The sequence below is a fragment of the Nostoc sp. genome, assembly GCF_036917675.1.
Lineage (GTDB): Bacteria > Cyanobacteriota > Cyanobacteriia > Cyanobacteriales > Nostocaceae > Nostoc.
In genome coordinates this window covers 207,174-231,333 of record NZ_JBALCT010000071.1, presented here as the reverse complement: position 1 = coordinate 231,333, position 24,160 = coordinate 207,174, and the positions used below count along the sequence as shown (strand labels likewise).

Genomic DNA, 24,160 nt, shown 5'->3' with positions numbered 1-24,160 from the left:
CAGAACCAGGGTGAGGTTATGAGACTTAACCATCAATTGCGTTGAGAAAAACTTGTGTGTACACCGTAGCCTAAAAGGAGAGAAACTTTGAATTTTCCCCCTTCCCGCGTCGGCAAGAGGGTTAGGTTTTTCGTGAGCTTTTCCACATGAAAAGTCAGGTTGTTACCGCCACCATCGCTGGAGATAAGATTGCCGTGAATTACGATTTCTAGGCTGAGATGAAGCCGTTAACTCTGCATTCTGTCCTGGTTCTAGCCCAGCAATAACTTTATCTGCCACGTTGGAAACAACATAAGTAGCGAAAGTCACTAAGAGAGTATTGATAATTACTGCCATTAAACCCAAAGGAGCAATCAGCAAAATCACCAGAGTCACACTTCCATTGAAAAACGATACCAAAGTATTACGTAGTTTAGCACCGCGATGAGAAATATACATAGTTATAAATATGACTTATTTAAAGGTGAATATCCCGTACCATTACTAACTACGATATCCCCGAACTCACCAAGAAGCCAGTAAAAGAAAATAATTGATGCTGCCACTATAACCAAGCTATAACTATTGTGTATAAAGAATTGACGCTACATTATTACTCGCAGTAGTAATATTTTTTAATTCCTAATTCCTCATGCCCAAAAAATCGACATCTCACCCCTACGCGGAACGCCTATCCTTTGAACGCCTGATGTTGCTAATTGCAACTTTGCTGAAGAATCCAGGTATAGGTTGTCCCGATTTAATCAACACCAATTATGACAAACAACACGATGCACTTACTCAAGTACGAACATCCCTACAGCAATTAGCAGTCGAGTGTAGAATCAGATTACCAGAAGATTATCCGGCGATCGCTACTCTGCGAAAAGACTTAGAAACCTTGCGCCGCTATGGCATCCTAGAACGCCGAATGTATCGTTGGGGATATTATCTGGGTACTGGTGCCATGTCTCAGGCAGAATTAAAAGTAGCTTTTAATGCTTTGGCATCCCAAGCCTATCTTTTTAGGTAACAATTAAATATGATTGTTTTAAGTAAATTAACTGGAGCGAGATGGGCTGATAGGTGCATGTTCCAGCTGACAATAGGGGCGACTATAGCTTAGTGGTAACTCTAAAGCGTGCCCAAGCAAAAACTCTGGATTGCTCATTACCTTCTCAGTTTTGCCATCATAGACGATCTGACCTTGACTCAGAACAACTGTGCGATCGCACAAATCTAAAGCTAAGTCTAAATCGTGGGTTGCAATCAGTTGCGTCAGAGGTAAGCTTTGCAGCAGTTCAATAAATTGACGACGCGAACGCGGATCTAATTGAGCCGAAGGTTCATCAAATACTAGTATCTGTGGGTTCATTGCCAAAACTCCAGCGATCGCAATCCGTTTTTTCTCACCTCCAGATAAATTACCGATATAGCGTTGCCCATACCATTGGGGATCAATATCAACTGCTGCCATCGCTTGCAAAACTCGCTGTATTAATTCCTCGCCTTGCAAACCCAGATTCATCGGGCCAAAAGCAACATCTTCCCAAACGGTTGGCATGAACAACTGATTATCTGGATTCTGGAATACCAACCCGACAAAATCCCGAATTTTTCGCAAATTCTCAACAGTTAAAGGACATTCTCCAATCGTCACCTGTCCCGACTGAGGCATGAGAATTCCATTGAGATGTAACAGCAACGTAGATTTTCCTGAACCATTGGCTCCGATTAATGCCACTCGCTCAGTTGCTTTGATAGACAAATTAATGTCCCTCAAAGCTTGAGTTCCGTCAGGGTAAGTATAGCTAAGATTTTGAATTGATATGGGATTATGATGCATTAATACAACGTGAACAAATGTTATTTCCGCCAGTAAATAGCCTGACCCAACAGTGCCAAAATTATAGTTAAACTCAAAGCCACAACGTCAGATCGTCCGCCTGACGAAGCTTTTTCCATCATTGGTGGTACTCCTTGATAACCCCGTGATAGCATCGCCTGATAAACCAAATTTCCCCGGTCATAAGTGCGGATAAACAGCGCTCCAATCATATTGCCAAAAATTAACCGGATTGAGCGGTTGTTGTTCATCAGGTTTCGGGACTCGGCTGCTCGACGCATCGCGTTAAACTCGCCGATTAATACGCTGATATAGCGATACATAGATGCCAAAATTGCTACTAAGAGTGGTGGAGTTCTCAGTTCTAGCAGAGCGTGAAGCAGTGCCGTTACCGAAGTTGTTAAAGTCAGTAAGTTAAGTATCAACAGTGATAGCAATGCCTTAAACGTCACACTCCCCAAGATAGTTAACCCGACTGTCGTAATCTGTAATGGCCCCCAAGACCATAACACTTCGCCCCCACCCCGAAACAACGTACCCAGGAGAACAACACCAATAAATGTTAGCTCAACTACCAATCGTTTTAGTAGTACTAATAGGGTAATTCGACTCAGTAATAATAGACTCAAGAGAGCTAATCCATAAATAGCCCAAGTCCACCAATGCCCATCTGGTGTTAGGACAATGGCAAACACAAACAACAATGTACAGAGTATGCGGGTACGGGGAGCAAGTTTGTGCCAGGGAGTAGTTTGTTTGCTATCGATATCCAGCAGAAAAGCCCCAACGTGTAGCAGCATGATGTTAAGTTCGTATCTGTATTTAACAAGAAGAATTCAGGAGTCAGAATTCAGCATAAATTCTGTAGGAGTTGTGTTAGCGAAGCGGTAGCGAGTTTTGTCTACGATACACTAGGCAAACGAGCGTCAGTAGAACGGTTTTGTCCCTTGGCGCTAGCCTCTCTTTTTGGGAAAACTACAGTGTACACACAACTCTCTTGACCTGCAATGCCATTGCATTGACTGAGAATGCCATTGCATTGAGTAAGAATGCCATTGCATTGACTGAGAATGCCATTGCATTGAGTAAGAATGCCATTGCATTGACTAAGAATGCCATTGCATTGACTGAGAATGCTTTGCATGAGAATGAGGAAAGCTTTATCAAGCTAAGTTTTTAGGACTTGTGTACACCGTAGCTTTGGAAAAAGGGAGCTACCACGTTGCGTATTTTCTCCCCATGAGCGACTGCACCAACCCGTACCCCTACTCAAAAGCCAAGCTACGCGCAGCGTCTTTGACAGGAGAAGCGCGGATGAATAAATAGGTTTAAATCCCGACTGATTGCATTCTAAGTTCTGAATTCTAAGTTCTGAATTCTTTTTCACTCTGGCGTATCTGAGTCTGAATAAGCATCATCTTCTGTGGAAGGTAAACCAGAACCACGCACAACTAACTTGCCAATACCCCAAGCTAAACCAAAAGTTACTAACGTTCCCACTAAACCTGCCAATGGTGTGGCGATCGCAGATGGTACACCTCTAACAGCATACTCATTAAATATGCTATAAAATGGTAATTTCTGAGCAGGTTTCTGTTCTAGTTCTTTGCTGTCAAACTTCAGGTCTTTGGAGACTCTATCTAGCCCATCGGGATTTTTGCTAGCCAATGGCGAAAGGAAAATTGCAATCAGCAGAGCAATACCTAAGCCAGCGATCACAAAAGCCCGGTTGCGCGAGTGCGAGAGGTTGCTACTCATAAGCATTCATTCCTGATTCCGTAAATACCTTTTAATACCGAGAAATGGGACCAGAGACAGATGATTTTGTCTGACGGGGCGGATCGTAAAATAAGTCTGGTCGAGTCCGCCAAATAAAACTGAGTGCTGCTACAGTAATCAGCGCCTCGCCAATGCCAATTAGGACGTGCCAAGAAGCCATCGCTGTCAAAGCCACCGCTAGAGGAATCGTTCCCGACAAAGCAAGTTCCAAGGCACACACAACTGAAGCAACCACCACACTTGTCCAAGCTGCGATCGCTGCGCCAATTACCACTCCTCGCAAGGTATCGCGCCCTGTAGCAAATCTAACTGTGCGATAGAGATAATAACCACCAAATGTACCGATCAATCCCATGTTAAAGATGTTAGCCCCTAATACCGTCAGTCCTCCATCCTGAAACAGAACACCCTGCACGATGAATACTGTTACCATCACTAGTGACCCAGCCCACGGCCCTAATAAGGCTCCTGCTAGTGTTCCGCCCAAAAGGTGTCCAGAAGTGCCGCCAGGAATCGGAAAATTAATCATTTGGGCTGCAAAGATAAATGCTGCACAAACCCCCATTAAAGGTACAGCTCGTTCTTGGTATTCTGCTTGCGATCGCTTAATCGCTAGTGCAATTAGACCAATAGCAATTATCCAAGTGACAAGGATAACGGGTAAGTTCAAGAAGCCATCTGGAATATGCATAGCTAAGTGAGGCTGTATTATCCAGTACGACCAGCCCCAGGACGAAATACCCGTGAACGCTACTGTGTTCATATTTAAGAAGTGTCCTTTGCAACCAGATTATTTAAGGGTCTAGTTTCTCAGTAGACCATGTATTCTCTAAAAATTTCAATGCGGTAGGGGGGCATAAAAAGTGTAAAAAGAAAGGCAAGGGGCAGGGGGCAGAATTCAGAATTGGTGAATACTATACCGATAAAGAGATCGAGTTAAAAGTAGCTGTTAGGGGTGCGGTGCATCATGGAGTTCAGTGTGAGTTGCAAACAAAGAAAGCGAAATGGACTGTAACAGCAGTTTGGAGAAAGTAAGCTACAGTTGATGTTTAAATTGCCGTCTAAAACTGTTTTTATTAATGTCTCGTTCTGGCTACACACTCCCAGTATTTGCGTGCGCTGCATCTGTTGCAGCTTTACATTGGTTACGCGATCGCCAACCATTAAGCATAGCCTCTATAGATTTGATTGAACCAAGCCAAATCGCAGAAATTGCAATTGAACAGGTAGCAGGACTATCTGAGAGTATGGCTTTAGCGATCGCCCGTAGTGACCCTGGTGATAATCTTGATTTGACTAAAGATACACCGATTTGGGCATTGGTGGAATGGCGAGAAGAAGGTGAAGAGGTTGTAATTATTAAAGGAGGGGAAGGAATTGGCAGACAGGTGAATGCTGATAACAAGCCGGCTATTTATACCTATGCTCATAGGCTGTTGCAAGAGAATTTGCAACGGATGTTAGCACCGGGGGAAAAAATCACGGTGACGATTATTTTACCTGAAGGGCGATCGCTTGCTGTTCGGACTTCAAATTCGGCTTTTGGTGTGGTTGAAGGACTTTCCCTTTTAGGCACAACTGGTATTTCTCAACCTTTGAGTACACCAGATCAGCTTGCAGTTTTTCGGGCCGAATTACAAAATAAAGCCAGTCGTTTTGAGAGTTTGGTATTCTGTATCGGGGAGAATGGCCTAGATTTGGCGTCCAAACTAGGGATTAATCCTGAGCAATTGGTCAAAACTGCTAACTGGCTCGGTCCAATGTTAGTAGAAGCTGATGTGCTGGGCGTGAAAGAAATCTTATTATTTGGCTATCACGGTAAGCTGATGAAACTCGCTGGGGGAATTTTTCACACCCATCACTACTTGGCTGATGGACGGCGGGAAATTTTAGCAGCGCACTGTGCGATCGCTGGTTTAAAATTACCTGATATCCAAGCTGTGTTTAATAGTGCTACCGCCGAAGCCGCCCTGACATATCTCCGATCGCTAGATGCTGCAACTGGTAGTGATTGGGTAAATCAAGTTTACACTGCGATCGCCGAAACCATCGATGTTCGTTCTCAAGAATACATCCAAAGCCATAGCGAACGTGGCGCGGGAGTTACAGTCTGTGGCTCTATCCTCTTTGATCGCGATCGCAAAATTATTGTGAAGAGTAAAACTGCGACTCTGTTGATCGGAAAATTATGTTAATTTATTATGAATAATCGTAAACAATCCAAATAAATAGTCTTTTAAGTAACCACTCTCGGATCAGTTTATCGTTTTAATACCATCTCCGACTCAGGGACTAGACAAACGCACATAAACTCGCGTTTGTAAAGGCTCTCTATACCATTATCAGCCTATCCTGGCTGAATAATAGCATCACCATAGACCACAAAGCATCTATCCTTAACAGACATAACTCTCCCGTCATGAATACAGTGGTGACTCTACCAATAGAACAAGCGCCCCAAACATTGGAACATTTTGGGCGTCTTGATCGGCAATTGATTGTAATTCTGGACTTTGGCTCTCAATATTCGGAGCTAATTGCCCGTCGCATCCGCGAAACTCAAGTATACTCAGAAGTTTTGTCCTATCGCACTACTTTTGAACATTTGCGCCAACTCAATCCTAAGGGAATCATCCTCTCTGGTGGCCCAAGTTCGGTTTATGGTGATCACGCTCCCCATTGTGACGCAGAAATCTGGAATTTGGGAATACCCATCTTGGGTGTTTGCTATGGGATGCAGCTGATGGTGAACCAACTCGGTGGCGAAGTGGCAAAGGCCGAGCGAGGTGAATACGGCAAAGCATCATTATATATTGATGATCCCACAGATTTGCTCACTAATGTCGAAGATGGCACTACTATGTGGATGAGTCATGGAGACTCAGTTACCCAAATGCCATCAGGGTTTGAATTGCTTGCACATACAGAAAATACTCCCTGTGCTGCCATTGCCGACCATGAAAGGAAACTTTATGGCGTTCAGTTCCATCCAGAGGTGGTACATTCTGTTGGCGGAATAGCATTAATCCGTAATTTTGTCTATCATATCTGCGATTGCGAACCTACTTGGACAACATCGGCTTTTGTCGAAGAGGCAATTCGAGAAATTCGCGCCAGAGTCGGTGAAAAGCGGGTGCTGTTGGCACTGTCTGGGGGAGTGGATTCTTCTACCCTGGCCTTCTTGCTATATAAGGCGATTGGCGACCAACTGACTTGCGTGTTTATCGATCAAGGCTTTATGCGAAAGTATGAGCCAGAGCGATTGGTAAAGCTGTTCCAAGAGCAGTTTCACATTCCTGTAGAGTATGTTAATGCCCGCGATCGCTTTTTAGCTAGGATTACTGATATCACAGATCCTGAAGAAAAACGCCGCCGTATTGGACACGAATTTATCAGTGTATTTGAGGAAACATCAAAGCGCCTCGGTCAGTTTGACTATCTGGCTCAAGGGACTCTTTATCCAGATGTGATCGAATCTGCTGACACCAACGTTGACTCCCAAACTGGTGAGCGGGTAGCGGTGAAAATTAAGAGTCATCATAATGTTGGCGGTTTGCCCAAAGACCTAAGATTTAAATTGGTGGAACCACTGCGGAAACTATTTAAAGATGAAGTCCGCAAAGTTGGGCGTTCCATTGGTTTACCAGAAGAAATTGTCCAACGACAACCTTTTCCTGGGCCTGGTTTGGCAATTCGCATCCTGGGGGAAGTCACATCTGAGCGGTTAAACATTTTGCGCGATGCCGATTTGATTGTACGGCAAGAAATTAACCAACGCGGTATGTATCATGATTTCTGGCAAGCTTTTGCTGTATTGCTGCCAATTCGGACTGTTGGCGTTATGGGGGATCAACGTACTTACGCTTACCCCATTGTTTTGCGGATTGTTACCAGTGAAGATGGCATGACTGCTGATTGGGCTAGAGTCCCTTACGATGTCCTGGAAGTCATTTCCACCCGGATTGTGAATGAGGTGAAAGGGGTGAATCGGGTGGTTTATGACATCACCTCTAAGCCGCCTGGAACGATTGAATGGGAGTAATCAAGTTTTGAGTTTACTTAACTAAAAGCTGATCACCGAATTTTGAATTTTGGATTTTGGATTGAAAGATTCAAAATTCAGAATTTTTTATTTTTTAAAGATAAAACCTCACCCTGCCTCCGGCTTCCCTCTCCGAACTCAGGGAGAGGGATTGAGGGTGAGGTTTTATCTTATATTTAATTACGCCTACCTACTTAATAAAGCAATCAGTAATTAGCAAGATTATTCTGGAATTTCAACTATTCGTTAAAGTTAATTTTTTAAATGTAAAGTAATTTCAACACTAACATAATGTTATCCAGTCAATAATTATAAATGCCAGGAAATAATTAACCATCAATTGGATAGTGGTTGGACGAATTGAGTTATTGTCTAGGAAAATAGGCGCGATCGCAGTAAAATTATAAATGGTGTGGTTATAGAGAAAAAACAAGCAGATCATTAGAAATAACTTTCATTTAATCAACATTAATGGAGATGTTATGCAACCTGCTCTTCCCCTTGCTGGCTTAAACATCCTCGTAGTTGATGATGATGACGATAGCCGTTTTTACATTACTACCGTGTTGGAAGCTGATGGAGCCAGCGTTATAGCAGTTACATCGGCAAGGGTAGCATTGAAAGTACTACCTGAGTTGCAACCAGATGTCTTGATTTGTGATATTGCTATGCCTGATGAAGATGGCTATACCTTCATCCGCAAGATCCGGGCGCTGAAGCCTGATATTTGGGGAAAACTTCCCGCTATTGCCTTAACTGCCTATGGCGATAGCGAGTATCGTAGCCTGTCCCTGGATGCAGGTTTTCAGACTCATGTAGCTAAACCAGTTGATCCAGGAGAACTAGTTGCGATCGTCGCAAATTTGATGCTCAACATGAAAGTGGTGAATCTAAATCTCCCATTATCGGACTCCTGTCTGATTTCTGAATAAGATTTCAAATGAAATCCTGTTAACAATTCAAAAATCAAATCGGAGTCCTATATTCTGAACAGGGCGTGATTTGGAATTGCTGAGACTATTTTGCTCCACTTTCAAAGCTAATTTGCTCAGACTTATATCCTGGTGGCTCGACGTGAATTAAAATCCTCACTGGACGGAACCTTTCTTCTAATCGGCTTTCTACTTCTTCGGTGATGTGGTGGGCGGTTTCTACGTCTGGTGCATCTACTATTAAATGCATTTCAATGAACACTTGACGACCAAGAACACCGCGAGAGGCAATATCATGACAGTTAATTACACCTGGAACAGGAGTAGCGATCGCATGAATTACTTCTGGTGCGATCGCCATTTGATCCACAAGCCAAGGCAAATTCTCTTTTAAAACTGACCAACCACTCCAAAATACCAACAAAGCGACAGGAAAAGATAACACCAAATCCATCCATTGATAACCTAGCCAAACTCCTATCAAACCGCCAATTACAGAGATTGTCACCCAAATATCGCTCATGGTATGTGTAGCGTCAGCTATGAGAATTGAGCTACCTACCCGCCTACCCACAGCACGTTCGTAAAACGCCACAAAAATATTCACGCCCAGCACAATTAGTAATAACCACAACTCAGGTGGCGATATTCTCACAGGTTCACCACCACCTTTGACAATTCGTTCGATTGCTCCTTGCAGAATTTCAAAACAGGCGATTCCTAAAAATGAGGCAATTCCTAAAGCTCCCACAGCTTCAAATTTGTGGTGTCCGTAGGGATGCTCGCGATCGGGTTGTGGAGAAGAAAATTTACTTGCAATTAATCCTAAAACGTTGTTGGCGCTATCTGTCACACTATGCAAGGCATCAGCTAGCAAACTCAAAGAACCTGTCCAATAGCCCACAAGTGCTTTCAATCCTAGTACAAACAGGTTGAGCAGTAGGGTAATAATTAAAACCTTTCGCACTTTTGCGCGGTTATCGTAAGTCATAGATAATTTATTACATCAAGTTCTATGACTTCTAATGTAAAACTTAAAACATAAATCAACACTAATAAACTGCATCAAAGTCTTACGCAGTAACAGTTAAGTCTCTCTATAGTCTCTATATTTTATCGCAATTTATTGAGATTCTTTTTAACTAACAGTAGCTACAAGTTAGATAGGCATTAGTAATGGCTTTACACATAACAGCATATTTTTAGCATTAATTCCAGGAATATTTTAATTAATTTTGTTATTCATACGTCCACTTAGTTCAGAACAGATTGTATTAAAAATACATACGATAAATTCCATCAGTGGTCTTTGAAGAAGACGCGGAAAACTTTCAGAGTGGGATTCAGACCCCTCCTTCGGGTAATATTAGTACTTATCAAGAAGTTTTAATCAAAAACATATGGCTTCAACACCTTTAACATTGAACCTAATTGAAGGTTCTGTGTCTTTCAGTTTTTCACCCCAAGCAGCACGAGAATTAAAGACAGCGACGGATAAACTGATGGAGCGCCTGAAAGCTGTCGCCGCTAAACCCACCCCTGGCGGCGGTAAACTAACTCCCCAACCTCCCCTGGAATATCGTCATACAGGTGAAGTATTTTTAGAAATTTTCTGTAATCCTAATATCTGGCCGACGCCCTTCGCAGCCAAAGTTTTGCTAACTGTCCGCAACCTCAACATCCGCTTGACTACTGAAGCTGAACTTACCCGCATCATTGAAGACATTAATCAGTATTTAGAGCAAGTAGGTTGACACTCCCCGTCACTTTAGTGACGGGGATTCTTGGTTCCCTGACTCGCGGTAAGAGGGAACTTTTCAACACGAATTTTCGCTTTGAACACCAAGCAGACTATCGCTTCCGATGCAATGAATTGCAAGTCAAAAACGAGGTTCCTACACTTACCCAATAGGTAAATGTAGGAACCTCATAGAATCTACATACTAGACTCAAGCTGTAGCACCAGATATACAAAATAAATGGTTCTGATGCCTTCTTTAACTTGAAAAGCTGTATAAATTCAGACTGAAATACTTCTGTGTAATGAAAAACGCAAGATTCTCTATCGGGCAATGCTCATCAAAAACCAGAGATTATCCCCCAGATTGGGCGGCGAATCGTTGATTGTGACATCCACACATCAAAAATAAACTCGCAATCCCAAATCCGAAATCAAACATTGATTAGTCGTTGTCCCACTGTTCACGACCAATTAGGTCGCCAATGCGATCGCGTAACAAAAAGTCACATTTTTCTAATTCACATTCAACGCAAACCCACTCTCTCGCTGGAATGTATTGGCAGAGGGTATATATTGGCTGTTGTCTGCTAATCATTCCCTTTTGCACCAGTCGGCGTGCTTCGTCTTGAATCACATCTAGAGAGTAGTAATTGATAGAAGGCACCGTATTCACACTCATGGTTTTTACTCACAAATTAACACTTACGATAGTATTCCCGTTAATAGTTAGGAACAAACATGACAGAAATTAGACTTGTGGCTAGAATTTTGTAGTTTGCTATACGGAACTATTTTTATTTTGACCCCACATATCCTGAAATTATCTCAAGAAATGTTAAGAAAGTCAACAAATCCTGACATTTTGACAAAATCCGCTTTACAAAAAAAATTCCAAGTAGTTAACTTAACATGCTTCTTTAGCTGTATGACTTTTATTCAACAAGTCTGAAAGTCTTGCCATTACTGTGTTTAGGCAAGATTTGGCGGTTAGGAAGAATTGAGGGCGCGTAGGTGTAGCCCGCCGCAGGCATCGCTTACATATCAAATAATCACCTTAAAACCAGATATAGAACTGCTGGTATTTATCTAAGGGTAAACAACACAAGAATATTTGTCAGACATTAGGGTATAAAATATTGCAAAACATAACGGCCAAAATATACGACGAAAGCTTTAAGACTAGGATCTGCTAACATTTTCTTAAGGAAATCCGTAATTACTTAGGTTAATTTCAGCACTCATATTAAACAGTTTTCCTGAGATAAATATCTGTAAGAGGGAGGAGTAAAGGACTTCCAAATAAAAAATATGCGGCAGAGGGAAAGGGAAAATACTAGAGTAGAGGCGAAAGCCAAGACAAATAGAAAGCGTATATATGCAACTACTGAATCGCTGAATTAGGTTATGGTTATATTAAAACAGACGTGACCAGATCACGTCTGTAAACTGTTTGGCGGATTTGCTGAGATTAATTGTTCTGAAGTTACATTGTTGTTTTAGTTACTTATTCGGAGAATTCCTGATCATTTTGAGCAGTGCTGTCTTCTACTGATACCAGACTTTCTGGGGGACGCTCATGGTTAAGTTGGTCTAGTAGTGCTAGTACCTTATTACCGCGTTCTATGGAGCGATCTTCGAGAAAAATGACTTCTGGTGTACGACGTAGCCGTATCCGCGCCCCAAGTTCGCTGCGGACGTAACCCGTGGCCGACTTTAAGCCTGCCATTGTTTCTACCTTAGCTTCATCTGTACCATAAATACTGACGTAGACTTTGGCGTGTTGGAGATCGCCAGAAACATCAACATCAGTAACACTAACCATTCCTGTACCCACACGGTCATCCTTAATGCCGTTGAGCAGCATTTGGCTAACTTCCCGTTTGATCAGTTCAGCAACGCGGGAAACCCGGCGATTTGTAGCCATAAAAATTTTGCCTCCTCACAGAGGTTGTACGACAAAAATAGATGCAAGTTGGGTAGACAGTACTTAGCGGGAGCAACGCCAAGAGCAACCGTCTGTGGGGCATAGCCCCGATATAGCGCTAGTCTAGATTGTACTCAAGCCCAACATTGCCCGTAGGGTAAGAGTCAGGAAGACTAGGCTGCTCACAAATAAACCCAAGATGGCGATTAAGGTGACTGGGCGCTTCAACAGTGGCACTAATGGCGCAAAGGTGTTCAGAAACAGTCCTAAGACGATACTAATTAAGTACCGGGGGTAGCGAAAGACGTTATCCCAAAATCCGTCAAACATCTGAATGTAAACTGCCTTGTTATATACTTACGTTTGTTTTGATCTGCTTTATATACTCAATTGTAATCTATGCAGCCGGAAAATTAGCCAGTTAAGATAAAATATGGCTCGTCGGTTATATTGGCTTTATTTAGTCACGATTATTTTCAGTTAAATCGTAGGTAAATGGTAATTCAAATCCCTAAAGAAACTAGCCCGCGTCCATTTTTGAAGTGGGCAGGGGGTAAAAGTAGGTTGATACAGCAATACATTCCTTATTTTCCTAAGAGTTATATAAATTACTATGAGCCATTCTTAGGTGGTGGTGCTGTTTTTTTCTATCTCCAACCAAGTGCAGCCATTTTAACTGATATCAATGGCGAATTAATTAATACTTATTGTTGTGTTAGAGATCATGTTGACGAATTAATTTATATATTGAAAGAGCATAAAATCCGACATAATAAAGATTATTACTATAGTGTCAGAAATAACTCTGGGGGTACTAATTTAGAAAAAGCTGCTCGGATAATTTATCTTAATAAGACTTGTTTTAATGGTCTTTATCGTGTCAACTCACAGGGTAAATTCAATGTGCCTTTAGGCAGATATGAAAATCCTAATATTTGTTCTGAGGTTTTACTGCGGGCAGCGTCAGAAGCACTTTCTCCATCTAAAATTAAACAAATAGATTTTGTTGACGTGCTAAATTATGCCACAAATAGTGATGATTTTATTTATTTTGATCCACCATACTATCCTGTAAGTGAAACTAGCTATTTTACAGGTTACAGTAGCTATCGCTTTGCTGAAGATCAGCAAGTTAAACTCAAAGATGTATTTGAAAAATTAGCTAAACGTGGAGTCAAAGTCATGCTATCTAATTCAGATTGTGAATTTACTCGCAACCTTTACAGCAGTTTCAATATCCAGACTATATCAGCATCTAGGGCAATTAATTCCAATGCTAAAAAGCGTGGAAAAATTACAGAGTTACTAGTAACTTCGTATTAAAGATTATTGTTAGACCAGGCAATGAATGAACTTAAATTATGAACAGAAAGAAGATTTTTATTGAAACCAACTTGTTTACCTAACCAGGATACAGCTTGCGGTTTCATACCTCCACCATCAATTAATACAACTGCTTGTGCAGGATAGCAATTTTGAATATTCAAGTTAAGGTAAGGAAGTTTTTCATCAACTGAACCGCTAGTTTGCTGCCATTTACACTCAATAATCAGCCCGGAAGAAACGGATGCAGCACCAATAATGTAAAAGTCTACATAAATATAGCTCCCATAAATTCCTGCTCCGATATAAACCTGCCTTGCATATCGTTTTGGTATAGTGTTCGAGCTTAAAAGACATCCAAGGCGCTGTTTTTTTGGTAAATCAAAGCCCACTTGGACATATCCATGACCCAGTAAAGTCCCTTCTACAGTTTTTTCCAAGACATTGCCAGAAGTAACTGCTCTTGCACCTTGAGTCATCTTTATCCTGATTATCTTCAAAAGGTTTCCTAATTTTAGGATTCCCTGAAAGCAACAGTAAATGCTAGGTTATATAAATTTTTGATTTTGGATGGATAAGACTACATTTATTAGGTGTGGAGTAGGAAAATATTGGTATTTTTGTACTAAATACAAATGTATTAATAATTTGATAAGGAAGGAGTTACTAATTTAGATAATAGTTATTTGCGTAAGATCGTGGTGAATTGAGGGGTGAAATTTAAACGCAAAGGGGCGCAGAGGTAAGCCCAGGGGGACGCAGAGAATTTACTACTAATTAATGAAATGTTGTACTTAGTATCTAAGCTAAATTAGCGCCTTTCGTACCAGTCAAAAGCTTCGATAATATCTAGTTCTGCGGCTGTAAGGATAGTTAATTTTCTAGCCATGTCGTTGAGAGATTCTGGCTTTTACATCTTCCCAACTGCTGCCAATGGCTGGGTTTTGTAGATATTCGGCTTTGCGACGGGCTAGCTCTTGTTTATGCCAATCTAAAACTGGGAGTGCTGCTGGTGTAGGGGTAATCTTATCCCATAAATCTTCTACCAGTTGGAGTTTTTCCGCTCTCGAAAGGCTAGAGAGTTGGGGAAATACTGGGTTCATGGTTTTGTGTATATTTTATTCACCTTCATTTTAGCCCGTCTGGGCTTCAGTATGACCGTTGCGGATAGACCATGCGATTTCTAAAAGTTGAGTCCAGCGCTTTTGTAACTGTTTGGGGGTGCATTTGATCTCTTTGGCGATCGCAACGTCGTTTTCCCGTGCAGTTTTTAACTGTAATATCTGGTGTTGTTGTTCTGTGAGTTGATTCACAAAGATTTCCCACTGCTGAGAAGATAAACCCAACTTTTGCTCTAAACCCGCACCTAACCATTGATGTACCAATTGCCAATGGTGTTGTTTGGCAAACTTTTCCACATGGTATTTAAAGCGTTGTTGGAGATAATCGCGCTGACGGCTAGTTAAACCGAGAATTTGGTCAATTTCTGGGGCTGAGAGGTCTTGGAGTTTCAAGCTGAGGTAGTTCATACAGTCAGATTGACCTTGAGACTCTAGGTATTTCATCAATTCAGTGATGACGCGATCGCGTTCTGACTCTTCTGATGGATCGAAATTAGTTTGGGCAATCATCTGCGATCGCAGCTGTTGCACCGCCGAGTTACGCTGGTAAGATTCTGCTTCTTCACCCTTGGCAGACTCTACCGCCATTTCAATATCCACGGTAGTTTCTTGGGGCTGACGACGAGCAAAACCTTGGGCCCGTAAGATAATCAACTGCTGATTTGCACCACCAGGTAAATTGATCCGGCGTTTGGCATACTGCTCCGTAAAGGACATATATTCAGCTAATTGCAGCTGAGTACGCGGCGTGTGATCGTTTGGTAGTTCGTTTTCTCGGCGGAAAGCTTTGATAGCTTCGATATAAAATGCTTGTAAAAAATCTTCAATCAGGCTGTAACGAGCCTCAAAACCCAACTCCGAGCCGGACATAGTTATATGGCGGTAAACCATAGCACCCAAATTGCTATGTAATTCCACCCGCCCTTGTTTGGAACCTAATTGGTAGTAACGTAAGCACTTTTGCATCCGATGCCTTCCCAACGTCATCTGCCAGGATTTGATTTCCCCAGATGTTTGAATACGGGAGCTTTTGTCGCAAATGCGTTCTACTTCTACGGCTATGCGCTTTGCTAAAGCTTCTACGCATTTGGGTGCTGCTTTCACTTGCCCTTGCATTTCCTCACACAGCAATTCAATCAAGGTATTGCTGCTGCTGTCTGAAAAATCTTCAGTCGAAAGGTGGTTCTCAAAAATGGGTCTAGAGTTTGGTAGATTGACGACGTTAGCTTTCATGACTTTTCCAGGTAGTAGTATTGCACCGTAATTACAACGCAGACACAGCAATCAAGACCGTCCAAGGCTTGTGAATCTTTAGGCATTCATCCATCAAAACTTGCTCTATGTAATGCTCATATCTAAAGGTCATATATAAAACTGTAGGAAATACGAAAGAGTTATAGTTATGGCAATGTGTCGGTTTTTGTCACAAGCCACTATTATTAACGCTGGCACACGAGTACCCACCATTTTCTCAAAGTTGTCAAATACCTTGCTGTGCCAACTGTTGCCACCATCCTGTTATATCCACTGCGTCACTAAACAGCCCGTCGTAGACATGTCCTTTGAATATGACAATTTCAAAAGTGGAGTTGTTTTTATCACAATTTCCGAAACCCAGAGGTGCGCCTGTGAAGTGGAATTCTTATACCCATGCTGCTGCTGCTTCCCAACCTAAACCCCTCCGGATCATTACTGGTTCGTCTTCCGTTAAATCCAAGATGGTAGATACTTCATATGTAGGTTCCTGTCCAGTGTCTATAATTATGTCTACCAACTTATCCAAACGGTCAAATAGCTCTACCCGCGACTGAACTGTTTCTTTTTCTATCCGGATCATCCCATTATCTTCTTCATCTGGTGGCAGATGTGCTGAAGTTGAAATAATCGGATTACCCAACGCTGCCAGCAACTCCAAACACACAGTATGGTTTGGTACTCTAATTCCAGTAGTTTTCCGCTTGGGGCTTTGCACCAATCGCGGTACTAACTTAGTCGCTGGGAGCAAAAACGTGTATGGCCCTGGAATCAGGCGCTTCATAATCCGATAGCCTGTGTCACTTACGAAGGCATAAGTTGCCACATTTGAAAGCGAGGGACATAAAAATGTTAGTGGTTTATCATTTGCTAGCTGTTTAATTTGCCGCACTCGTTCTACCGCCGACTTGGCATTCAAATCACAACCGATCGCATAAACTGTATCAGTAGGGTAAAGCATAACTGCGCCACTAAAGAGCGCCGACTTTATTTCCTCTATTCGGCGAACTTGGGGATTATCCGGATGAACTGGGAAAATTTTTGCCATATGGGAGAATGGGGAGTGGGGAGTGGGAGAATGGCGAAGCAGGGGGAGAATGGGGAAGCAGGGGGAGCAGGGGGAGCAGGGGAGAAAAAATTAATAACCAATAACCAATACCCAATGCCCAATGCCCAATGCCCAATGCCCAATGCCCAATGCCCAATAACTAATTTATTATGAATAAAATCGCTTATCTTCAATGTCCGACAGGAATTTCTGGTGATATGTGCCTGGGTGCTTTGGTAAGTTTGGGTGTTCCTCTGGAGTATTTAATTGAAAAACTCAATGGGTTGGGTATTGGACACGAATATCAGTTAAGAGCGGAATTTGTCCAACGTAATGGTCAGCAGGCGACTAAAGTCCATGTGGATTTAGTAGACGATCATCATCACCATCACCACGATCGCGAACACAGTCACGATCGCACACGCCACTTGCCAGAAATAGAGCAAATGATTCTCAAAGCAGGGTTGCCATCACGGGCAGAAGCTTGGAGTTTGGCGGTATTCCGACAGCTAGCAGTGGCAGAAGGATCTGTACATGGTATTTCCCCTGAAAAAGTTCATTTTCATGAAGTAGGTGCTGTAGATGCGATCGTAGATATTGTGGGTACTTGCTTAGGGTTGGATTGGTTGGGGATTGAGAGCAATAAGCAAGGATTACCCTTACTTTATTGCTCGGCGTTCCCGACTGGTGGCGGCACTGTTCGGGCTGCACATGGTCAGATGGCGGTACCAGTACCAGCAGTATTAAAATTGTGGGAAATGCGGAGTTGTCCAGTTTATAGCAATGGAATTGATAGAGAACTGGTGACACCAACAGGAGCTGCGATCGCTACTACTTTGGCAAGAGATTTTGGTTCACCACCTGCGATCGCTATCAAGCAGATAGGACTGGGAGCAGGAACTATCAATTTACCCATTCCCAATATTCTACGCCTCTGGCTAGGCGAAAGCGCAAGTTTAGAGTCTAATTTCAGCCATTCTGAAGATAATAGCCCAAATTTAGAAACGATATCGGTACTAGAAACCCAAATTGATGATTTAAATCCGCAAGCGATCGGCTATGTGTTTGAGACATTGTTTGCGGCTGGTGCGCTGGATGTTTTTACCCAGGCGATCGGCATGAAAAAGTCCCGTCCAGGGATTTTGCTGACTGTGATTTGTCATCCAGAAAATTTGCTCAGTTGTGAAGCCGTTATATTCCGCGAAACCACAACTTTGGGCATTCGGCGAACAACTCAGCAACGCGCCATTTTACAACGGGAAATTCAACAAGTGGAAACGGAATATGGCAAAGTGCGTGTCAAACTAGCATGGAATGGACAATCACCAGAAAAAGTTATTGCTAATGTGCAGCCAGAATATGAAGATTGTGCAGAGTTAGCCCGAAAACATAATATTCCCTGGCGCGAAATTCAACGTTTGGCGTTACAGCGTTGGTATTTAGTCAATGGCTAAATCTCCTCGTTCCCAGTCTCAGACTGGGAATGCCATCCTAAAGGCTCTGCCTTCCCTCACATATCAATCAACTCTACCTGTAATAAACCTAGTTCCCCGATGTAATTACGGTAACTAGAATACCGCCAATGTGCCGGATCATCCACATAACCACGCCTGACAGGATTGTTGTGAATATAATCTAATTTTTGTCTCAACATTTCCTCATCCAGAATTGCCTGCGGATGGAAACCTTCTTGCCAAAGTTGATATTCTTGTCTTGTCTTAATGTTTTAATTTATAAAGCTGAAGCTGGTTAAGTATGTAGTTGGAATTGTTGTTCTCAAGTAAGTCAATAATACAGCGAGCTGTGAATGATTTAAAGTTTCCTATTTCTTTAGATAAACTGGCGGCAGAGGCGATTATATGGAGATGATTTTCCATAATTACGTAACCGTACAAGGTTAAACGCTGCTGACGTTGCAGAAAATTGAGGGAATCTAAAATAATTTGTGTAAATTCAACTTTGCCGAATAGTGGTATCCAATTTATAACTGTGCAGGTGAGGAAGTGTGGCTGGGTTCCTAGTACGTGGTAGCGGCTGCGTCCCATAATTTATATTTAAATTAGAGGCGGAGCCTCTAGGATGGCATTCCCAGTCTCCGACTGGGAACGAGGCAATTGACTAAGTTAGAGCTTTGATCAAATATTGTGTCAATGTAAACGCATCTACACCTAATTCGGTACGCTCTTGGGCGGCTATTATACCAGCTTGCGAATGCCACCAAGCGGCAGTTGCCACAATATCTTCTACAGGAATCTGTTTAGTTGTCGCTTGCGCCAACAATCCACCCAGTAGCCCAGTTAACACGTCACCGCTACCGCCACGCGCTAAGGCGGGTGTGCTTTCAGGAATGATCCAAACGGCACCTTCAGGGTTTGCGATCGCAGTTCTTGCCCCTTTTAACAACACTACCGCCCCACTTTGTCCGGCTGCTGACTGTACTGCTTTTACTCTGTCATGTTTGGCATCGGGGACATCAGGAAATAATCGTTCAAATTCGCCAGTGTGGGGTGTGAGTACGGTTACTCCTTGACGTTTTTTTAATGTGGCGATCGCTCCCATTTGTGCGAGGATATTTAAACCATCGGCATCGAGAAGCAAAGGGCGATCGCTATTGATCACTTCTTGCACAATGGGAGTTGCATCTCGTGTTAAACCGGGGCCACAAGCGATCGCATTAAAGGAACTCAGCTCGGTTTTTTCTGGTAATTGTAATTGAGCGATCGCTCCGGTTTCCGTCTCTGGACAACCGACAATTAGCGCTTCTGGCAAATGCGACACCAAAAGAGGTTTTAGAGATTCGGGTACAGCGATCGAAAGCATCCCCACACCACTAGCCCTCGCACCCAAACCAGTTAAAATTGCTCCACCTGCATAGCGCCGCGAACCGCAAATCAACAGTAAATGTCCTTGCTTATATTTGTGGGTGACAGGTGGACGGGGTAAAGGTAGAGTAGCAAGTGCCGTTGCTGGTGTAATACGTTTAATTCTGGGTATATCTTTTAGAACAGCTTCTACATCAGCTAAAGGAATATCAAAATCGATTAACTCAGCTTTGCCGAGATATTCCAGCGCCTGATCTTGGAAGAAAGCTAGTTTCCATAAACCTAAACAAAATGTGTGAGTGGCGCGAATGGCAGTTCCTAAAACTTCGCCTGTGTCGGTGTGTAAACCTGAAGGTAAATCGATGCTATAAATTGGCACAGACAATTCATTTAGCTGATTAATTGCAGAGGCGATGGGATCAGTAAGGTTTCTTTCTAAACCAAACCCAAACAAGCCATCAATCAACAAATCAGAATTTGGCAGTTGCTCAATTGTTTGATAAATTGGAATGCCCAAACTCTGAGCATACTGCAAGTGTTGCGAAGTTAATTCCTTAAGCTTAGAGAAAGGGGAATAAATCCAAACCTCATAGCCACGAAAGTGTAATTCACGGGCTACTACTAAAGCATCCCCGCCATTATGACCGGGACCGACAAGAATTCCGACACGGGGATTTAAGGAGTGGGAGAGTAATTTTGAATTGTTTCTCGTTTGTCCAAGGTTCGGGTAAATATCTTGAATGCGACGGGCAATTAATCCCGCAACCTTTTCCATCAAAGCTACTACAGGCATTCCCGCCGCAAAGATCCGTTCTTCAATATCGCGCATCTGCCCAGCAGTCACTATCACTTGCGAAATTTTTTCTTGCCTGTTCTGCATCAGTCCTAAGTGCTGAGTTATGAGTTTTAGCGTAACTACGTAACTATGGTATACTTAAATAGTACCTAGAAGACTTGGTGTTTATTAATGAAGCCAGAGTTAAGATGGTCTTAAATCGTTAGATAATTCTACAATACCCCTAGACCCATCAATCCTAACTCGTTGACCATCTTGCAACAGCCATGTAGCACCTCGAACATCCATCACAGCCGGAATCCCATATTCACGAGCCACGATCGCACCGTGAGAAAGCCGTCCACCAGCTTCAGCAATTAATCCTCCAGCCCTTAATAACAATGGTGCCCAGCCGGAATCTGTGTAAGGTACTACCAGAATTGTATCTCGGTCAATTTCTGGCAAGTCTTGTAAATTTCGCACCACCTTCACCGTGCCTTCGGCTTGTCCATGACTGGCTCCAATGCCTTGTAAGATTTGGTCAGAGTAGAGCACAGAGGGAGCTAAGGGATGAGGGGGTGTATTGCCGTAAACTAAAAAGGGTACTTGAATGATCTGGCTATCTTGCAAGAATTGCGATCGCCTCAATTCCACTAACTCATCCAACTGCTCAATTAACCTGGAATCTCCACCCACAACTAGATGCCGCACTTGATCAAAGTCGAGAAAAAAGATATCTCCTGTTTTCTTGAGTAAACCGGACTTTAGCCAAATCTTCTCTAAAGCGACAAAACTCCAACGTAATTCAGCCAAAAGCCGGGAATAAACTTCGGTAACTCGTCCTTTGATATCCACACGCCGTTGCACAAAAGAGCGTTTGGGCTTACCAGCAAAGATGCTATTAATCGCGTCTTTAGCGCCTGATTGTGGTTCGTTCCCCTGCATTAACTGCACAAACATCTGCTTAATCATCTGGGGATTCTCCCGCCAAGTGGGAACGGAGATATCAGTTCCGACTTCACTTAAATAGCCGTAATCCTGAAGCAATTCGTTAAATTCTTGTAGGATCTTCTCTCCCTCTGGGGTTTGCTTTAATTGCTCAAATACCTGCTGTGGCTCAAACTCAAGCAATACCTCCTTGGCATCTGTAGCGATTGCACTCAGCGATCGCAATGCCGCGATTTCTGGGGTAACGCTGTGATCAATTTGGTCATCCTTCACCCGAAAAATCCCCTGGCGAAGGGCAACGCTCAAGGGAGCTAAAATGCTGTAATAGGTCCCATGACGCAGCAACTCCAAAATAAAGTCAATTCTTGTCAACAGCTTGGATGGTTCCAAGTTATCTATATTTGACTGCGCCAACTGCGACAACCCAGGAATGAACCGTTGATGATAATCCCGCTTAAAGTCTTTTTCTAAACTTAATTCCCGCCTCAGCAACTTCCCTAGTCCTGGCAAATTTTCCCAAGTTGACTCCCAAGACGGCTTAGTTAATTTAGCTCCTCTAGTTAAAAATTCTAAACTTGACGACGGCAGTCCCATACGGAGAAAAATATCTCCTAATAGGGAGGCATTAAAATAAGCTCTGGAATAATGTAGAGTTGCTGTTTCGGCGAAATCTAACCCCAAAGCGCGTTCGCCCAAAACTAAAGTAAAAAGTTCTCCCCAAGCTCCACAAGTTAAGGGACGATTAATCGACCATGTTAAGGGGTGAATGACTCCGGGAATGACTTCGGCGGCGATTTTGCGTGTCCACATGGGCAGCAGAGTGGTAATCGGTCGAGCTTGCAATACCCAGAGTGTTTGACCGTCATAACTCCACTCTATATCTTGAGGAGTGCCATGATAGCGTTTTTCGATTCGGTAGGCTAAGTATGCAACTTGCTTGATTAATGCTTGTGGGACTCGTCCTTCACCCTCTAATTGCACAGAGGAAGAATTTTCTGTTTCAACGACAAAAGCGCGATATTGTTCTGGTGTAACTTTTCCTGAAACGACTTGCGTCGGGCTGCCTGGAAGGGCTTCAATGATGATTGCATCACCTTGCTGGGTAATGGGATCACGGCTGAAAGCTACACCAGAATATACACTCTGAACTTGTTGTTGAATTAACACAGCCATTGCTGTATCATTTGAGCCGCGATCGCGCCGATATTGCACGGCAGATGGATGATTGTACGAGGCTTGAACTTGAGCGATCGCTGACTGTAATCCCTCTGGGGTGGTAACATTTAAAACTGTTTCATACTGCCCAGCAGCAGAAGCCTGTTCTGAGTCTTCTCCAATAGCAGAAGAACGCACCACTAAGGGAGATAATTCTGATGGCTGGAGAAATTCTGTTAATAGTTCAGGATCATCAATTGGGGCCAGTACCCACCCCTTCGGGACTGGATAGCCCCAGCGCTTAATTTGAGATAATGTCGCCGCTTTTTCTCCGACTATGGCAGCATCCAACTCTTCATCTAGAGAAACCATAGCGCGTTGGCGTAGCCCCTCGTAGACATCGCCGCGTAAAAATTCCAACATCGCTTGGGATTCTGTTTGTGCCTCTTGGGTTGGCAGGTTCATGTCATCAGGAATTTTTGTATAAATCCAGCCCATTAAACCAGCTAAGGCAACAGCAGCAAGCATTCTGGGGATATCGCCAATGTGCAGAAGTGCCACAAACAGAGGAAAGAGAAACAAAACCCCAAATTTGACTACCTGTTTCGAGTGCAGAATTGTAAAGCTAATACCTGCAAAGAAAGATACAAGTATTGCCACCAGTGGATCATGTACGACAAATCCCCAAACAACATTTGTCGTACCTGCCCCTCTGCCTATCCAATATCTACCGATTACCAGGGCGATGAGAGCAATCAATTCCCAAGAAGATTCATCTGGGAAGAAAGCGCGGGTGAGGAAGACTGCTGCAACTCCTTTAAAAGCTTCTGACAAGACTGCCAGAATTCCGACAAACCTACCGCCGTGATAAAAGGCAGCTGATACACTAATGTTTCCTGTACCAACTTGTGATAATTGCTTGCCCGTAAGCGCGTAAGTAATCCAGGCAATCAGGGGTAATCCGCCCAAGAGGGGGCAGACAATTAAAATAACTAAGACACCCCAAGGTTCAAACATTCTGGATTTTGGATTTTAGATTTAAATTTTCCATCTAAAACCTTAAATCTAAAATCTAAAGTTTTTCTGAAATTTTTGATGGTTAATAGGGGGTTTTTATTTATTAGTTGCTGAATGGACACTTGGCTACGACGGAAACCGTTTTTGCCAGTGTCCTTTTAGGGTACTAATGGTTTTAGTTTAGCGCATAGGCAGCTTGCAGCGCCCAGATGATTAGAGCCGCGATCGATCCCAGAAGCAACACGGTAGAGATGGTGACTACTTTTGGGGAATCTGCACCCTCAAATTTCATAATTCCTCGATTTAAGTCGGACATAGCTTTGTAATCCTCTGTTGTTGGAGCATGAAACATTTGTCCGTTTTGATTGTAGTCCTTCTATTTACGGATGATGTTAAATTCCTAATATTATTTTATTTAAGCTTGGCAATTTTTACATCACCAGAACTACTTACT

28 protein-coding genes are annotated in these 24,160 nt (G+C 42.9%); 9 read left to right on the top strand and 19 right to left on the bottom strand.

Translation table 11 applies throughout. The features are described from left to right. Positions 1-162: 162 nt before the first annotated feature. On the bottom strand, positions 163-438 hold the full coding sequence (gene csx18 / locus V7K31_RS28150; protein ID WP_335099031.1) for a CRISPR-associated protein Csx18: 276 nt from the start codon (positions 436-438) through the stop codon (positions 163-165). Between the two features lie 193 nt (positions 439-631). On the opposite strand from csx18, the gene V7K31_RS28145 reads away from it, so the two are divergent. Continuing rightward, positions 632-1,012 carry a hypothetical protein gene (locus V7K31_RS28145; protein WP_335099029.1) on the top strand — a complete coding sequence of 127 codons (381 nt, stop codon included), beginning with the start codon at positions 632-634 and terminating at the stop codon, positions 1,010-1,012. 27 nt (positions 1,013-1,039) lie between these two features. Here V7K31_RS28145 and V7K31_RS28140 read toward each other — a convergent pair whose 3' ends face one another. The 5 genes from V7K31_RS28140 to cbiM all read right to left on the bottom strand — a co-directional run bounded on the left by V7K31_RS28140 (position 1,040) and on the right by cbiM (position 4,295). Next, complete coding sequence (locus tag V7K31_RS28140; RefSeq protein WP_335099027.1) at positions 1,040-1,825, bottom strand: energy-coupling factor ABC transporter ATP-binding protein; 786 nt, start codon at positions 1,823-1,825, stop codon at positions 1,040-1,042. A gap of 20 nt (positions 1,826-1,845) precedes the next feature. Next, on the bottom strand, positions 1,846-2,625 hold the full coding sequence (gene cbiQ / locus V7K31_RS28135; protein ID WP_335099023.1) for a cobalt ECF transporter T component CbiQ: 780 nt from the start codon (positions 2,623-2,625) through the stop codon (positions 1,846-1,848). Between the two features lie 101 nt (positions 2,626-2,726). After that, positions 2,727-2,969, bottom strand: coding sequence for a hypothetical protein (locus V7K31_RS28130; RefSeq protein ID WP_335099020.1), 243 nt, complete (start codon positions 2,967-2,969; stop codon positions 2,727-2,729). Between the two features lie 239 nt (positions 2,970-3,208). Beyond that, the gene (locus V7K31_RS28125; protein WP_335099019.1) at positions 3,209-3,583 is read right to left on the bottom strand and encodes a PDGLE domain-containing protein; all 375 of its coding nucleotides are present in this window, start codon (positions 3,581-3,583) and stop codon (positions 3,209-3,211) included. A 31-nt stretch (positions 3,584-3,614) separates the two neighbouring features. Then, a complete protein-coding gene (gene cbiM, locus V7K31_RS28120) occupies positions 3,615-4,295 on the bottom strand; it encodes a cobalt transporter CbiM (protein WP_335099017.1) in 681 nt (226 codons plus the stop codon). 388 nt (positions 4,296-4,683) lie between these two features. Between cbiM and cbiD the strand changes: the two genes are divergently transcribed. From cbiD to V7K31_RS28105, 3 genes are all read left to right on the top strand, one after another. Then, positions 4,684-5,799: a cobalt-precorrin-5B (C(1))-methyltransferase CbiD gene (cbiD, locus tag V7K31_RS28115; protein ID WP_335099015.1), complete on the top strand. Its 1,116-nt coding sequence runs from the start codon at positions 4,684-4,686 to the stop codon at positions 5,797-5,799. Positions 5,800-6,023: 224 nt separating this feature from the next. After that, positions 6,024-7,646, top strand: a complete 1,623-nt coding sequence (guaA, locus tag V7K31_RS28110) for a glutamine-hydrolyzing GMP synthase (protein ID WP_335099012.1) — start codon at positions 6,024-6,026, stop codon at positions 7,644-7,646. Between the two features lie 482 nt (positions 7,647-8,128). After that, positions 8,129-8,578: a response regulator gene (locus tag V7K31_RS28105; protein ID WP_335099009.1), complete on the top strand. Its 450-nt coding sequence runs from the start codon at positions 8,129-8,131 to the stop codon at positions 8,576-8,578. Between the two features lie 85 nt (positions 8,579-8,663). On the opposite strand, the gene V7K31_RS28100 is transcribed toward V7K31_RS28105, so the two are convergent. Beyond that, entirely contained in the window at positions 8,664-9,569 is a 906-nt protein-coding gene (locus tag V7K31_RS28100) for a cation diffusion facilitator family transporter (protein WP_335099006.1), read from the bottom strand. Positions 9,570-9,978: 409 nt separating this feature from the next. Between V7K31_RS28100 and V7K31_RS28095 the strand changes: the two genes are divergently transcribed. After that, on the top strand, positions 9,979-10,332 hold the full coding sequence (locus tag V7K31_RS28095; RefSeq protein WP_335099003.1) for a hypothetical protein: 354 nt from the start codon (positions 9,979-9,981) through the stop codon (positions 10,330-10,332). Further along, positions 10,329-10,490 carry a hypothetical protein gene (locus V7K31_RS28090; protein WP_335099000.1) on the top strand — a complete coding sequence of 54 codons (162 nt, stop codon included), beginning with the start codon at positions 10,329-10,331 and terminating at the stop codon, positions 10,488-10,490. Before V7K31_RS28095 ends, V7K31_RS28090 begins: the two co-directional genes overlap by 4 nt. A 271-nt stretch (positions 10,491-10,761) precedes the next feature. Here V7K31_RS28090 and V7K31_RS28085 read toward each other — a convergent pair whose 3' ends face one another. The 3 genes from V7K31_RS28085 to V7K31_RS28075 form a co-directional block, all read right to left on the bottom strand. Next, entirely contained in the window at positions 10,762-10,998 is a 237-nt protein-coding gene (locus tag V7K31_RS28085) for a DUF4327 family protein (RefSeq protein ID WP_069073690.1), read from the bottom strand. 825 nt (positions 10,999-11,823) lie between these two features. Then, positions 11,824-12,243, bottom strand: a complete 420-nt coding sequence (gene rbfA / locus V7K31_RS28080; RefSeq protein ID WP_335098998.1) for a 30S ribosome-binding factor RbfA — start codon at positions 12,241-12,243, stop codon at positions 11,824-11,826. A gap of 123 nt (positions 12,244-12,366) precedes the next feature. Beyond that, on the bottom strand, positions 12,367-12,573 hold the full coding sequence (locus V7K31_RS28075; RefSeq protein ID WP_190731327.1) for a DUF751 family protein: 207 nt from the start codon (positions 12,571-12,573) through the stop codon (positions 12,367-12,369). 165 nt (positions 12,574-12,738) lie between these two features. Here V7K31_RS28075 and V7K31_RS28070 point away from each other — a divergent pair, with 165 nt between their 5' ends. Further along, the gene (locus tag V7K31_RS28070; protein WP_335098995.1) at positions 12,739-13,566 is read left to right on the top strand and encodes a DNA adenine methylase; all 828 of its coding nucleotides are present in this window, start codon (positions 12,739-12,741) and stop codon (positions 13,564-13,566) included. Here V7K31_RS28070 and V7K31_RS28065 read toward each other — a convergent pair. From V7K31_RS28065 to V7K31_RS28050, 4 genes are all read right to left on the bottom strand, one after another. After that, the gene (locus V7K31_RS28065) at positions 13,563-14,045 is read right to left on the bottom strand and encodes a PD-(D/E)XK nuclease superfamily protein (protein ID WP_335098992.1); all 483 of its coding nucleotides are present in this window, start codon (positions 14,043-14,045) and stop codon (positions 13,563-13,565) included. The genes V7K31_RS28070 and V7K31_RS28065 overlap by 4 nt on opposite strands. Positions 14,046-14,447: 402 nt before the next feature. Then, positions 14,448-14,669 carry an addiction module protein gene (locus tag V7K31_RS28060; RefSeq protein WP_335098990.1) on the bottom strand — a complete coding sequence of 74 codons (222 nt, stop codon included), beginning with the start codon at positions 14,667-14,669 and terminating at the stop codon, positions 14,448-14,450. A 30-nt stretch (positions 14,670-14,699) separates the two neighbouring features. Then, on the bottom strand, positions 14,700-15,920 hold the full coding sequence (locus tag V7K31_RS28055; protein ID WP_335098988.1) for a HetZ-related protein: 1,221 nt from the start codon (positions 15,918-15,920) through the stop codon (positions 14,700-14,702). Between the two features lie 409 nt (positions 15,921-16,329). Next, on the bottom strand, positions 16,330-16,989 hold the full coding sequence (locus tag V7K31_RS28050; protein WP_335098986.1) for an L-threonylcarbamoyladenylate synthase: 660 nt from the start codon (positions 16,987-16,989) through the stop codon (positions 16,330-16,332). On the opposite strand from V7K31_RS28050, the gene V7K31_RS28045 reads away from it, so the two are divergent. Together V7K31_RS28045 and larC are read left to right on the top strand one after the other, a co-directional pair. After that, positions 16,966-17,163, top strand: coding sequence for a hypothetical protein (locus tag V7K31_RS28045; protein ID WP_335099186.1), 198 nt, complete (start codon positions 16,966-16,968; stop codon positions 17,161-17,163). The two genes, V7K31_RS28050 and V7K31_RS28045, sit on opposite strands and share 24 nt — an antisense overlap. Further along, positions 17,160-18,443 carry a nickel pincer cofactor biosynthesis protein LarC gene (gene larC / locus V7K31_RS28040; protein ID WP_335098984.1) on the top strand — a complete coding sequence of 428 codons (1,284 nt, stop codon included), beginning with the start codon at positions 17,160-17,162 and terminating at the stop codon, positions 18,441-18,443. Before V7K31_RS28045 ends, larC begins: the two co-directional genes overlap by 4 nt. A 56-nt stretch (positions 18,444-18,499) precedes the next feature. Here the strand turns inward: larC and V7K31_RS28035 are convergent, their stop codons facing one another. The 5 genes from V7K31_RS28035 to V7K31_RS28015 form a co-directional block, all read right to left on the bottom strand. After that, entirely contained in the window at positions 18,500-18,643 is a 144-nt protein-coding gene (locus tag V7K31_RS28035) for a hypothetical protein (RefSeq protein WP_335098982.1), read from the bottom strand. Positions 18,644-18,707: 64 nt separating this feature from the next. Continuing rightward, entirely contained in the window at positions 18,708-19,034 is a 327-nt protein-coding gene (locus tag V7K31_RS28030) for a hypothetical protein (RefSeq protein ID WP_335098980.1), read from the bottom strand. A gap of 73 nt (positions 19,035-19,107) precedes the next feature. Then, positions 19,108-20,691 carry an NAD(P)H-hydrate dehydratase gene (locus V7K31_RS28025; protein ID WP_335098978.1) on the bottom strand — a complete coding sequence of 528 codons (1,584 nt, stop codon included), beginning with the start codon at positions 20,689-20,691 and terminating at the stop codon, positions 19,108-19,110. A gap of 99 nt (positions 20,692-20,790) precedes the next feature. After that, complete coding sequence (locus tag V7K31_RS28020) at positions 20,791-23,706, bottom strand: glycerol-3-phosphate acyltransferase (RefSeq protein ID WP_335098976.1); 2,916 nt, start codon at positions 23,704-23,706, stop codon at positions 20,791-20,793. Positions 23,707-23,881: 175 nt separating this feature from the next. Continuing rightward, positions 23,882-24,058, bottom strand: a complete 177-nt coding sequence (locus V7K31_RS28015; RefSeq protein WP_176727114.1) for a hypothetical protein — start codon at positions 24,056-24,058, stop codon at positions 23,882-23,884. Positions 24,059-24,160 lie beyond the last annotated feature (102 nt).